Origin of the sequence: Geobacillus jurassicus NBRC 107829 (assembly GCF_001544315.1) — a bacterium.
GTDB classification, from domain to species: Bacteria; Bacillota; Bacilli; order Bacillales; family Anoxybacillaceae; genus Geobacillus; species Geobacillus jurassicus.
In genome coordinates, this window is the sequence record NZ_BCQG01000003.1 from 82,284 (window position 1) to 95,202 (window position 12,919).

A 12,919-nucleotide genomic window follows, 5' to 3' on the forward strand; every position below is an offset into this window, starting at 1 on the left:
GGTGCTCAATACGAAAAAATATAAAGGCGGCCGCTTTGTTTATGAGAATAGTTCCATTGATGACGTGTTCACCCCGGAAGACTTTACAGATGAACATCATATGATCGCCGAGATGACGGAAAAGTTTGTCATAAAAGAAGTGCTGCCTGTTTTAGGGAAGATTGAGGCGCAACAGTTTGACGAAACGATCCGCTTATTGAAGAAAGCAGGCGAGCTTGGGTTGCTAGGCGCTGACATTCCTGAGCAGTACGGCGGGCTCGATTTGGATAAAGTCAGTTCGTGCATTATCAGCGAGAAGATTGCTTTAGGTCGATCGTTCGCCGTGACGTTCAGCGGGCAAGTGGGAATCGGGTCGTTGCCCATTGCCTTCTTCGGCACAAAAGAACAAAAGGAAGCCTACTTGCCTTATGTCGCCGCCGGCGAAAAGATTGGCGCCTATGCGTTGACAGAGCCCACTTCTGGCACAGATGCGCTGGCGGCGAAAACGTTGGCGCGCTTATCCGAGTGCGGGCGCTATTATATGTTGAACGGGGAAAAACAGTGGATCACCAACTCAGCGTTTGCTGATTTCTTTATCGTTTTTGCCAAAGTGGACGGACAGCGGTTCACTGCCTTTATCGTTGATAGGGACAGCAAGGGAGTGTTGATCGGACCTGAAGAGAAAAAGATGGGGCTCAAAGGTTCCTCGACTTGCTCATTGATTCTTGATGACGTCAAAGTTCCAACAGGACATGTACTAGGAGAAGTGGGAAAGGGGCATGTCATCGCATTTAACATTTTAAACATCGGCCGTCATAAACTTGCGGCCATGGCTTTAGGGATGGCGAAGCGGGCGCTGGAATTATCAGTGAAATACGCTAAGGAAAGAAAACAGTTTGGCCGTTCGTTGACCGAGTTCGGTCTCATTCAAGCGAAAATCGCCGATATGGCGATCAAGACGTATGTGAACGAAAGTATGATTTATCGCACGGCGGGCGCCCTTGAACAAGGGTGGAAAGCGGGAAGTGGCGATATCGCTCAAACGATCGCCGACTACGCGGTGGAATGTTCGATCAATAAGGTGTTTTCAACCGAAACGCTTGATTTTGTCGTTGATGAGGCGGTGCAAATTCATGGCGGCTATGGCTATATGGCGGAATATGAAGTTGAAACCCTTTACCGCGATGCCCGAATTTACCGGATTTTTGAAGGGACGAACGAAATCAACCGGATGGTTATCGCTTCGACATTGTTGCGGAAATATTCGTCCGGCGAAGTGAACAGCGAAGAGGAGCAAGCGCGTGCGCTCGTCAATGAAGCGAAGCGGCTGTCCCGTATCAAGTCGCTGTTTTGGAAGGTGGCGGATGCCATCCGGCAACGGAATGCTGAGAGTGGAGCAGAACAAGAATTGCTGGCATGTTTGGCGGATATGGCGATCCAAATTTATGCCATAGAAAGCGCCTTGTTGCGAACGGAGAAAGCCATAGCGCGGAACGGGATGGCTGTGGAAAAACAAAAGATCAATTGCACACAAGTATATATGCAAGAGGCGACACAGCAGCTAATTGGCCAGTTGCTGAACGTAGCTGCATACTTACATGATGAGCAGCTGTCAAAAATGGGTGCGCAAAATCTAGAAGAATGGGTGTGCGCCCCGTTGGTGGACGTGATCACGGCCAAACGACGTATCGCCGAAACTGTGATTCGAAGTGAAACATATACAGGGTAACAAGGGGCGGCTGTTTCAAAAAACGCATTCCTTCTGTTGAACGGAGGGGCAACCAGCAACCATGAAATTGGAACACGTATTTACGGTTTACGTTGAAGTAGGAAAGCCGATCGAAATCGGCGATGTAGGGATCGGATGCCGGAGAGTGAATCCCGATTATTGGCGGGAGTTTGGAGGGACCCCGGATGCGAGGAAAAGTGCTCCCAGGAGGAGCGGATTATCAGCTGATTCGGAAAGACGGAGTTGCGGAGCTGCTTGCCCATTATGTGATCGAGACGGATGACGGGGTGCCTATGCGATTGTGCAAGATCTCGGGGGAGGCACGCTCGTTTCGGCGGTGCTCATCGCTTCATTTAATGCCGTTGCGGGTTTGATCTGTTTTCCGCTTGGGGGGAGATTAGCCGACCGATTTGCTGGCACGGCCAATGGAAAACGCAATGTATTGGCAGTGTTGACGGGGCTGCTGACCGTCTTCATGTTCGGTCATGTATATCGGGGGAATGGCTTGCGCCTGGGAATCCGTTGGCGACCTTGACGGATGGGGATCAAATCCGTTTCGTGCACTGCTGCGCGTATTTGAGTATGGGCATTGGCCGTTAGGCATGGATGATGAACAATTGTATTTGTTTTAGACGGCATATAGCCGAAGCAAAGGGGACGACGAAGAACGTTCGTCCCCTTTTTGGCTTGTTTTCCGTTATGGCAAGCCTAAGAAAGCCTGAACGGCTTCAAGGCTTGGCTGTACAGGCGGCCATTGTGATAAATCGAACGGAAAATCCGAGCCCGGAAGCACCCGATCTTGGCCGACGAGGTCGATCAATAGCTGCAGCACGCGACGATCCCAAACAACGGTGTCGAACCAAAAACGGCGCAAATAGTCGAGCGGCGGGGCTTGCAGTGAAGACGCCACTGGGCGCCATACGTCATACCCTTTCTGCAACCGTCCGATTTGATAGGGAAGAAAGCCGCCGCCATGGGCCAATAAAATGCGGACGTGCGGGTAGCGGTCGAGCCAGCCGCCAAGCAGCAAATCGGCGGCGCAAACGGTCGTTTCCCAAGGGACGCCAATCAAATTCGCCATTCGCCGTCCTTTCAGGCGTGGGTCGTCGCAAAGAAGCGGATGAATGAACAGAATGGCGCCTAGCGCATCCGCTTCTTCCCAAAATGGAATGAACGAATCGTCGGTGAGGAGCTTCTGCTCGACAGATGGGCCGATGATCGCCCCTTTTAACCCGTTTTTCATGGCCCAGCGCAATTCCAAGGCTGCTTGTTCCGGATGATTGAGCGGCACTGTCGCCAAAGCCGACAGACGATCAGGATGGTTTGATGTCAATCGGCATAGCGCATCGTTGTAAAGGCGCGCCAGCTCGTTGGTGACGGCGGCTTCCACGTCATATAAAAACAGCTGCGGAATGGGAGAGAGGAGCGAATGGGAAACGCCCGCCCGCCGCTGCGCCTCGAGATAAGCATGAAGATCGATGAATTCCTCCTTTAGGCGAAACCCCCACTGACGGTTGATGGTCAACATTTTTTCCTCGTCATCCCAATGAACAGGGATGTGGGTTTGCTCCTCTTTCAGCCACTGCATTACTTCCGGCGGAATGAAGTGCGTATGGACATCAAAACGTCCTTCCATTGTTTTCTTCTCCTTTCTACATCATGGTATCGGCTGTTTCGTTGGCGGCGACGACGGCCAATAGCCGATTTTTTCCGAAATCTCACTCGCTGCGCGTTTTACTTTGGCGATGACCGTAGGATCGTATGGATGAAAACGGTGAATCGGCCCGATCACGCTGAGCGCGTAGGAGACTTTTCCGGTGTAGTCGCGGATCGGCGCCGCGATGGAAGCGACCCCTTCGCGGAGTTCCTCGATGCTGATGGCATAGCCTTGCCGGCGAATGGCATGCAATGCCTCGCGCAGCACGCGGGGGTCGGTCATCGTATTCAGCGTAAACTGCGTCAATCCTTGCTCGATGTACGCTTCAATATCCTCATCTTTTTGATGAGCGAGCAACACTTTGCCCGAGCTTGTGCAATGGAGAGGGTTTCTTCGGCCGATGTGTGAAAGAGCCTGAACAGGCTGCCGGCTTTCCACTCGGTGAATGTAGATCACACTCTGGTCATCAAGCATGGCAAGGTGCGCCGTTTCCTGCAAGTCGTCGACCAGCTGTTCCAGTATCGGCTGCGCTTCCCGGTTGATTTCTAAGTGGGATGTCAACACCGTGTTCAGCTGCAAAATGGTCAAGCCAAGCCGATATTTGTGCGTTTCCGGATCTTTTGTGACGAACCCTTCGCTGGCCAATGTGTGAAGAAGGCGGCTGACCGTGCTTTTCGACAGGCCGAGGGAAGAGGCTAATTCCGTCACTTTTTTTTCCGGCTCATCCAATGAGAAGCTGCGCAAAATGCGGAGAGCATTTTTGACGGATGAAAGCAAATAGTCTTCGGCAGTGTGCTTCATCGAGTCTATCCCCTTTTTGATAGTTTCATATGAAAGAACAGTATTTCTTATATCATAACATATTAAGAAGGAATTTTCAGATATCTAGGAACAAAAAATAAAAAAATTTTTTAATAGTTTCATATATAAGAACATCGATGTTGTATACGGGACAATAGGTCGTTATGATGGGGATAAAAGATTTCTAATTTTTCGATTTCTGCAGACTTGATGAAGGAGGAAATGATGAATGAAAACAGAAGTGGTAGCCAGCGAGAAAGTGAAGGCATTTGACTGCCAACATTTCATCAACGGGCGGTTTTTGCCTTCACAAAGCGGCAAGATGTTTCAAAACATTAATCCCGCTACGGGGGAAGTGATCGGCACCGTCTGTGAAGGGGGGAAAGAAGAGATTGACTTGGCGGTGGCCGCCGCAAAAAGGGCGCTTAGCGGACCGTGGAAGCGGATGACGACTGGGGAGCGGATCGCGGTTTTGCGCCGTATCGGCGATCTCATTTTAGAGCGCAAAGAGGAACTGGCCCGCCTCGAGTCGCTCGATACGGGGAAGCCATACTCTCTCTCCCTCACGTTGGATATTCCGCGGGCAGCGTATAACTTCCACTTTTTCGCCGACTACTTGCGATCGGTCGGCACGGAAGCGTATCAGACGGATGAGGTGGCCATCAACTATTCGATCCGCCGACCGGTCGGGGTCGTCGGGCTGATCAATCCGTGGAATTTGCCGTTGCTGTTGTTGACGTGGAAGCTCGCCCCATGTTTGGCAGCCGGGAACACGGCCGTCATCAAGCCGGCGGAATGGACGCCGCTCACCGCAACTGTATTGGCCGAAATTTGCAAAGAAGCCGGGGTGCCGGATGGCGTTGTGAATGTTGTCCATGGATTCGGTCCGGATTCGGCAGGGGCGGCGTTGACTGAGCACCCGGATGTTGACGCCATTACGTTCACTGGAGAGACAACAACTGGAAAAGTCATTATGGCGGCGGCGGCGAAATCATTGAAAAAGCTGTCTTACGAGTTGGGCGGGAAAAATCCGAACATCATTTTCGCCGATGCGGATTTGGACGAAGCGATCGAAACGACGTTGAAATCGAGTTTTATGAACCAAGGGGAAGTGTGTCTCTGCGGGTCAAGAATTTATGTAGAGCGGCCGATTTATGAACAATTTTTGCAAAAGTTTGTGGCGAAAACGAAAGAACTCGTTGTCGGCGATCCGTTTGACCCGAAAACCGATGTCGGCGCGCTCATCAGCGAAGAGCATTACGAACGGGTGATGAGCTACATCGAGCTGGCAAAGGAGGAAGGCGGTCGCATTTTAACAGGAGGAAAGCGGCCGGATGGCCTGGATCAAGGATATTACCTCGAACCGACGATTATTGTCGGTGTCAACCGAAATTGCCGCATCGTCCGCGAAGAAGTGTTCGGCCCGGTGGTGACGGTCATGCCGTTTGACGAAGAAGAGGAGGTGATCGCCCAAGCGAACGACACCCACTACGGATTGAGTGCGACGATTTGGACGAATGATTTGCGTCGGGCGCACCGGGTGGCGGCGCGCATTGAAGCCGGAATCGTTTGGGTCAATACGTGGTTTTTGCGGGATTTGCGCACACCGTTTGGCGGCATGAAACAAAGCGGCATCGGGCGCGAAGGCGGCATGCATAGCTTTGAGTTTTATACAGAGTTGACGAACATTTGCATTAAGCTTTAGCCGCGATGGACGAAAGAGGTGATGACGGTGAAGAAGTGGGACGATTGCGCCGAGTTGCTGCTGGCTGCTGAGAGGGAGAGACGTCCTCTCTCTCCCTTGACGACACTCGATTCGGCGCTGACCGTGTATGACGCCTATCAAATTCAATTGCGGACGATCGAACAAAAAGTAAAGGAAGGGCGCCGGATTGTCGGCAAGAAAATCGGATTGACCTCTAAGGCGATGCAGCAGCTGCTGGGGGTTGACCAGCCGGATTACGGCCATTTGCTTGATGATATGGCGGTGGAAAACGGCGGGGTTGTTTCGTGGGAGCAGGTGCTGCAGCCAAAGGTGGAAGCAGAAATTGCGTTTGTCTTAAAACGTGACTTAGTTGGCCCGCGCGTGACTGTCATTGACGTGCTGCTGGCGACTGATTATATCGTTCCGGCACTGGAGATCGTTGACAGCCGCATTGCCGATTGGAACATCCGTCTTGAAGATACAATCGCCGATAACGCTTCATCGGGACTTTACGTTTTGGGGGAAAAACGGTTGCCTGTCCATGCCGTTGATGCCGCGCAAATCGGCATGGCGCTCTACCGAAACGGTAAGCTGGCCAACACTGGCGTCGGAGCCGCGGCGCTCAACCACCCTGCTTTTTGCGTCGCCTGGCTGGCGAACAAGCTCTATGAATATGGAAAAGAGCTGAAGGCGGGGGAAGTTATCTTGTCCGGGGCCTTGTCGGCAGCGGTCAGCGCCGAGCCTGGCGATGTGTTTTCCGCCCGCTTCGCCCATTTGGGGGAAGTGCGGATCCAGTTTGCGCCATAAGCAAGGGAGGAGAGACCGTGGAGAAGATCAATGTAGCGATTCTTGGTTCTGGAAATATCGGGACCGACTTGATGTTGAAACTCGAGCGTTCGGATGTGTTGCAGTTGACGACGGTGATCGGGATCGATCCGCAGTCGGAAGGGCTGCGTATGGCGCGGGAGAAAGGGTATCGCGTCATTGACAGCGGCATCCAAGCGTTTTTAGAACACCCAGAATGGGCTGATTTCGTCTTTGACGCGACGTCGGCCAAAGCGCACATCCGTCATGCAAAGCTGTTGAAGCGGGCCGGGAAGGTCGTCTTTGATTTGACACCGGCGGCCGTTGGACCGTTTGTTGTGCCGCCTGTCAACTTAACTGAACATTTGGAAGAGACAAACATTAACTTCATCACATGCGGTGGACAGGCGACGATTCCGATCGTCCACGCCATTGGGCGCGTGCAGCCGGTTGCTTACGCTGAAATTGTCGTGACGATTTCAAGCAAAAGCGCAGGGCCGGGAACAAGAGCGAACATTGATGAATTTACGGAAACGACTGCTCGAGGGCTCGAAAAAATCGGCGGGGCGAAGCGCGGAAAAGCCATCATTATTCTCAACCCAGCTGAACCGCCCATTTTGATGAGAAATACGATTTATGCGCTTGTGGAAGGGAATGAAGCGGCGGCGCGGGAAATTTGCGACTCGATCGAGGAAATGGTGGAAACGATCCGCTCGTACGTTCCCGGCTATCGGCTGCGCACGAGTCCGATCATTGAAGGGAATAAGGTGACGGTCATGATTGAAGTCGAAGGGGCGGGCGACTATTTGCCAAAATACGCAGGAAACTTGGATATTATGACCGCCGCTGCGGTGAAAGTGGCAGAGGAAGTTGCGAAACACCGACTGTCGAAGTTGTTGGCCGAGGAGGGGAGACGATGAAGCGAGCGATTACGATTACGGAAGTGGCGTTGCGCGACGGCAGCCATGCCATCGCCCACCAATATACAACGGAACAAGTCGCCGCGATCGCCAAAGCGCTCGATGAAGCGAACGTTCCGTATATTGAAGTGTCGCATGGAGACGGTTTGGGGGGATCTTCGCTGCAGTATGGCTTGTCGCGGACCGATGAATTTGAGCTGATCGAAACTGCTGTGGCGGTTTGCCGGCAGGCGAAAATTGCTGTGCTTCTTCTTCCAGGCATCGGGACTGTCAAGGAATTGAAACAGGCCGCCCGCCTAGGAGCGAAAATGGCGCGCATCGCGACCCATGTGACGGAGGCGGATATTTCAGCCCAGCATATCGCCGCAGCGAAGGAGCTTGGAATGGAAACGGTCGGGTTTTTAATGATGGCGCATATGGCGCCCATCGATGTGCTTGTCCATCAAGCGCAGCTTATGGAAAGCTACGGGGCGGACGTCGTCTATGTCGTCGATTCAGCCGGCGCTCTCTTGCCTTATGAAGTGAAAGAGCGTGTTCGCGCCTTAAAGGAAAGTATCGGCATTGAAGTCGGCTTTCACGCCCACAACAATTTATCATTGGCGATGGCCAATACATTGGCCGCGATTGAAGAAGGAGCGACGCGCGTTGACGGCAGTGTTCGCTGCCTAGGGGCTGGCGCTGGCAACACGCAAACGGAAGTGCTTGTCGCGGTGTTGGACAGGATGGGCATTCCGACCGGCATTGATTTGTATAAAATGATGGATTTAGCCGAGCAGCTGGTGGCGCCGATGTTGCCAAAGGCGCAGGAGATTACGCGCGACAGTTTAACGCTCGGGTATGCTGGCGTCTATTCAAGCTTCCTTCTTCATGCCCAGCGCGCCGCCCAAACGTTTGGCCTCGATGCCCGCGATATTTTAATCGAACTCGGCCGGCGAAAGGTTGTCGGCGGTCAAGAAGATATGATCGTCGACGTCGCTGCGGAAATGGCGCGTCAAAAAGTCGCTGTCTGGGAGGGGGAATGGAAATGACTACCCTTGATTGCGAGAAACTCGCTATGGAGCTTCAGCGGGCGGAACGGGAGAGACGAGAGATTGTTCGCCTGACCGCCCAATATCCGAACATGACGGTCGAGGAGGCGTACGCTATTCAAGAGCGGCTCGTGGCGATGAAACGGGAGAACGGCTATCGGATCATCGGCCCGAAAATGGGATTGACGAGCGCCGCGAAAATGGCGCAAATGGGGGTGAACGAGCCGATCTACGGATATGTGTTCGATTATATGGTCGTCCCAAACGGGGGGACGGTGGCCATGAGCGAACTGATCCATCCGAAGGTGGAAGCGGAAATCGCCTTCATTTTAAAAGAAGATGTCAAAGGGCCGAATATTGACGCGGCGGACATTTTGGCGGCGACGGAGTATATCGTCCCAGCGCTGGAAATTATCGATAGCCGTTATGTCAACTTTCAATTTACGCTGCCGGATGTAATTGCCGATAACGCCTCCTCGTCCCGGGTCGTATTCGGCAGCCGCCTCGTTCCTCCCGTCTCCCTTGAACTTGACTTGCTTGGGGTGAGTCTGGCGATCAACGGCGAGGCGAGGGCGTTCGGCGCCGGTGCGGCGGTGCTGGGGCATCCGGCCAACGCTATTGCGATGCTGGCCAACATGTTGTCTAGAAAAGGGGAAGGATTGAAAGCGGGGGAAATCATTTTAGCCGGAGCGATGACTGAAGCTGTCCGCTTTGCGGCAGGGGACGTCGTGTTTGCCCAGTTCGACCAATTAGGAACGGTTTCGTTCCGAGCGACAGATTGAAAGGATGAGTGGCATGCCGATTGTTCATATTCATCTGCTCGAAGGAAGGCCGAGAGAGAAGATTACAGAAGTGATCCGCGAAGTAACCGATACAATCAGCGCTGTTTTAGGCTCGCCAAAGGAAAACGTGCGGGTGATCGTATCAGAGGTGCCGAAATCCCATTGGGGTGTCGCCGGCATCCCAATGTCTGATCAACAATCAAAATAAAAGGGAGGAAGAACGCCGATGAGCTTGGAGTTAGCGATGCTTGTGCCGCATACGCCTAGAATGTGTTTTGAGGATCGCACCCCTGAGTTTCAGCGTGAACTCGTTAAAGGAATGCATGAAGTGGCGAAAATCATCAAGCAAGTCAAACCGGATACGCTTGTTTTGATTTCTTGCCATTGGATGTCAAGCTTCGACCATTTTGTCGATGCCACTCCAAGGCATAAGGGGGTATTGACCGCTGTAGAATGTCCCGACTTGATTGCCGATGTCCCTTACGATTATCCAGGAGATGAAGAGCTTGGCAGACAGCTTGTTCAGGCGGGGAAGGAAGCCGGGCTTCGGGTCGTTGAAGTCAATGACCCGACCTACATTTGGGATTACGGGACGGTTGTTCCGCTCCGCTATTTAGCGCCGAATGAGGACATCGCCGTCATCAGCCTATCGGTGACGTGGGCGGCGAACCTGGAAGAAACGTACACATGGGGGCAAGTAATCGGCAAAGTGCTGCGCGAAAGCAAGAAAAAGACAATGTTTATCAGCAGCGGTGCACTGGCGCATAATCTCGTCCGCCGGCCCGAGGCGTTGCCGACATTGGCCGAGCAGGCGTTGGATCGAGAATTTTTGCAATATTTACAAAATAATAATGTACGAGCCGCTTGGAACATGCTTCCACAGTACGCACGCGCAGCTGGTGTCGAATCCGGAGGGCGCCATCTCGCAGCTTTGCTTGGCGTCATTCAAGAAAACTATCAAAGCCGCTATTATGGGTATGGCCAATCGTCCGGCAGCGGGAATGTCGTGATGACCTTTGAGCCCGATCCTGTCCAATATAAAACGATATATGTCCCTCAGCAAACTGCTCAGCATCCATAAAAGGAGTTGCATTCGTTTTTCACTCAGAACAGTCGGTCCAAAACATGATTTCTGGCATTGTTTCATATAGAGGAATAAAGCGCTTCCATATGCAACAACTTATTCATTAATATAATAGTTGTAATGTTTCAAATATTCATAATGTGATTTTTGTAAAATGAAATGGGTTGAGGAGGGATCATAGATTCGTTTGATTGACGAGCAACTAGTTGTAAAAAATCATGAAAACGCTTTAACGAGAAGGGGGAAAAGAAAATGAAAAAAAAGAAAGGGTTTTTGAAACGGGCGGCAGGAATGATGATGCTTGCGGCTATGCTCATGGCGGCGGGATGCGCGCAAAGCAGTAGCACATCGAGTGGATCCGGTTCGGACAAAGGGGAAGGTTCCTCTAGTTCTGTGAAAATCGGCTTTATTCTTTCACAAACTGGCACGTTTGCGCCTTTGTCCGAGGGAATCCTCAACGGTTTTCAACTGTATTTGGATCAACATAACGGCACGCTTGGCGGAAAAAAAGTCGAAATCAAAGTGGAAGATGATGAGGCGAACCCGCAAGTGGCGCTGCGCAAATATCGACAATTGGTTCACGCTCAAAAGGTGGATCTTCTGGTAGGACCGATTTCTTCTGCCGTCGCTTATGCATTGCGCGATGAGGTCGAAAAAGATAAAAAAGTGTTGATCGACGCCAACGCCGCCGGCGACGATCTCTCATGGGGCAAAAAGAGCGATTACGTATACCGCGTTTCATTCTCAAACTGGCAAAACGGCAGCAATGCCGCTAAATATTTAGCAGAACAAGTTGGTAAAAAAGCCGTCATCCTTGCTCCGGACTATCCTGCTGGAAAAGAAGTGCTGCGGGCGTTTAAGGCTGCCTTTGAAGCGGCGGGTGGAAAAGTGGTGAAAGAAATTTATCCGAAGTTGAACACGAACGATTTCGCCCCGTATTTGCAAGAAGCGGCGGCCGAGAAACCGGATTTGATTTACGCCTTCTTTGCCGGCAGCGATGGGATTCGCTTTGTCACTCAATATAAAGAGTTTGGATTGAAAGGGAAAATTCCGTTGGCCGGCTCTTTGGAATTTGGCGATGAATTAATCACCCAGCCGACCGGCGAAGCGGCTGAAGGCATTATTGCCGGCATCAACTATTCGCCGTATTTGGACAATGAATTGAATAAGCAATTTGTCGAAGCGTACAAAGCGAAATATGGAAAGCTTCCAAATGTTTTCTCTGTGGAAGGGTACGATGCGGCCGCGATGCTTGATAAAGCGATCACAGAAGCTGGAAGCCTTCGTTCCGAAAACTTGATTAAAGTGCTGAAAGGCATTTCTTTCGACAGCCCGCGCGGACCGATTATGATCGACCCGGCCACCAATAACCCGATCCAAAACTTCTATATTTCCAAAAATACGCTCAAAGATGGGGCTATCGTGCCTGAAGTCATCGAGACAGTGGAAAAGGTGACGATGCCCGAAACGTCGCCGTTTGAATGAAAATAGGAACGGAGGAGAGGGGAGGGCGGAGCCGCCTCCCCTTGTGAACATGAAATATAAAACCAAGAAGGCAGGGGATGACGATTGTCTATCTTTCTGGCGCAACTGCTGACAGGATTAGCTTACGGAATGCTCTATTTTATGATCGCAGTCGGGTTGACGATTATCCTTGGTGTCATGAATGTCGTGAATCTTGCCCATGGAACGCTGTTTATGCTTGGCGCTTATATTGCGTTTACTTTTATCAATGATGAGGTGAACTTTTGGGCTGCTCTGCTTCTAGCGGTTCTTTTGACGGCTGTATTAGGGCTTGTATTGGAAAAACTGTTGATTAAGCGTATATACGGAAAAGAGCTTGAACAAGTATTATTGACCTTTGGATTGAGTTTTATTATCGCCGATGCCATCGAGTGGATATGGGGAACGGAAATGCATACACTCCCGGTTCCGGGCTTGCTAAGTGGATCTTTGTCGATTGGCAGCACGGCGTTTCCGCTTTATCGGCTGTTTGTTGTCTTTATTGGCTGTCTATTGGCTTTGTTGCTATGGTACTTGGAAACGAAAACGCGCGTTGGGGCGATCATTCGTGCGGGTGTGGACGACCGCGCCATGGTTAGCGCCCTTGGCATCAATGTTGGGCTCGTCTTCACCGGGGTATTTGCGTTTGGGGCGGCGCTGGCAGGATTGAGCGGCGTATTGGGCGGGCCGTTGATCGGCATGTATACGGGAATGGACAGCGAGATTCTCGTCACGTCCCTCATTGTCGTCGTCATCGGCGGTTTAGGCTCATGGAAGGGTTCATTTATTGGTGCGATTGCCATTGGAGTGATTGAAACGCTCGGAAAGGTATGGTTCCCGTCTTTATCGATGTTGACGGTGTTTCTCATTATGATGATTGTCCTCATCATCCGTCCGCAAGGATTGTTCGGAAGAGAGGTGGCATAG

The 12,919-nt window shown here is 51.7% G+C and carries 13 protein-coding genes; 11 read left to right on the plus strand and 2 right to left on the minus strand.

The genetic code is table 11. The features are described from left to right. Position 1: 1 nt before the first annotated feature. Both GJ1_RS01610 and GJ1_RS18920 read left to right on the plus strand, forming a co-directional pair. Positions 2 to 1,708, plus strand: coding sequence for an acyl-CoA dehydrogenase FadE (locus tag GJ1_RS01610; protein ID WP_066227585.1), 1,707 nt, complete (start codon positions 2 to 4; stop codon positions 1,706 to 1,708). 185 nt (positions 1,709 to 1,893) lie between these two features. Beyond that, a complete protein-coding gene (locus tag GJ1_RS18920) occupies positions 1,894 to 2,082 on the plus strand; it encodes a DUF3237 family protein (protein ID WP_245629321.1) in 189 nt (62 codons plus the stop codon). Positions 2,083 to 2,405: 323 nt separating this feature from the next. Here GJ1_RS18920 and GJ1_RS01620 read toward each other — a convergent pair whose 3' ends face one another. Beyond that, positions 2,406 to 3,344, minus strand: coding sequence for an amidohydrolase family protein (locus GJ1_RS01620; protein ID WP_066227590.1), 939 nt, complete (start codon positions 3,342 to 3,344; stop codon positions 2,406 to 2,408). A 21-nt stretch (positions 3,345 to 3,365) separates the two neighbouring features. Beyond that, the gene (locus GJ1_RS01625; protein ID WP_025950121.1) at positions 3,366 to 4,166 is read right to left on the minus strand and encodes an IclR family transcriptional regulator; all 801 of its coding nucleotides are present in this window, start codon (positions 4,164 to 4,166) and stop codon (positions 3,366 to 3,368) included. A 229-nt stretch (positions 4,167 to 4,395) separates the two neighbouring features. Between GJ1_RS01625 and GJ1_RS01630 the strand changes: the two genes are divergently transcribed. The 9 genes from GJ1_RS01630 (at position 4,396) to GJ1_RS01670 (ending at position 12,919) form a co-directional block, all read left to right on the plus strand. After that, the gene (locus GJ1_RS01630) at positions 4,396 to 5,871 is read left to right on the plus strand and encodes a 2-hydroxymuconic semialdehyde dehydrogenase (protein ID WP_044737204.1); all 1,476 of its coding nucleotides are present in this window, start codon (positions 4,396 to 4,398) and stop codon (positions 5,869 to 5,871) included. Positions 5,872 to 5,892: 21 nt separating this feature from the next. Next, positions 5,893 to 6,678 (plus strand): 2-keto-4-pentenoate hydratase, encoded by a 786-nt coding sequence (locus GJ1_RS01635; RefSeq protein ID WP_044737203.1) that lies wholly within the window; start codon positions 5,893 to 5,895, stop codon positions 6,676 to 6,678. 17 nt (positions 6,679 to 6,695) lie between these two features. Beyond that, a complete protein-coding gene (locus GJ1_RS01640; protein ID WP_044737202.1) occupies positions 6,696 to 7,595 on the plus strand; it encodes an acetaldehyde dehydrogenase (acetylating) in 900 nt (299 codons plus the stop codon). Beyond that, positions 7,592 to 8,623: a 4-hydroxy-2-oxovalerate aldolase gene (gene dmpG, locus GJ1_RS01645; protein ID WP_044737201.1), complete on the plus strand. Its 1,032-nt coding sequence runs from the start codon at positions 7,592 to 7,594 to the stop codon at positions 8,621 to 8,623. Before GJ1_RS01640 ends, dmpG begins: the two co-directional genes overlap by 4 nt. Beyond that, positions 8,620 to 9,405: a 2-keto-4-pentenoate hydratase gene (locus GJ1_RS01650; protein ID WP_044737200.1), complete on the plus strand. Its 786-nt coding sequence runs from the start codon at positions 8,620 to 8,622 to the stop codon at positions 9,403 to 9,405. Before dmpG ends, GJ1_RS01650 begins: the two co-directional genes overlap by 4 nt. A 13-nt stretch (positions 9,406 to 9,418) precedes the next feature. Further along, entirely contained in the window at positions 9,419 to 9,613 is a 195-nt protein-coding gene (locus tag GJ1_RS01655; RefSeq protein WP_044737199.1) for a 4-oxalocrotonate tautomerase, read from the plus strand. Between the two features lie 18 nt (positions 9,614 to 9,631). Next, complete coding sequence (locus GJ1_RS01660; protein ID WP_044737198.1) at positions 9,632 to 10,486, plus strand: DODA-type extradiol aromatic ring-opening family dioxygenase; 855 nt, start codon at positions 9,632 to 9,634, stop codon at positions 10,484 to 10,486. A gap of 255 nt (positions 10,487 to 10,741) precedes the next feature. Further along, positions 10,742 to 11,974: an ABC transporter substrate-binding protein gene (locus GJ1_RS01665; RefSeq protein ID WP_066227594.1), complete on the plus strand. Its 1,233-nt coding sequence runs from the start codon at positions 10,742 to 10,744 to the stop codon at positions 11,972 to 11,974. A gap of 84 nt (positions 11,975 to 12,058) precedes the next feature. Further along, a complete protein-coding gene (locus tag GJ1_RS01670) occupies positions 12,059 to 12,919 on the plus strand; it encodes a branched-chain amino acid ABC transporter permease (RefSeq protein WP_044737196.1) in 861 nt (286 codons plus the stop codon).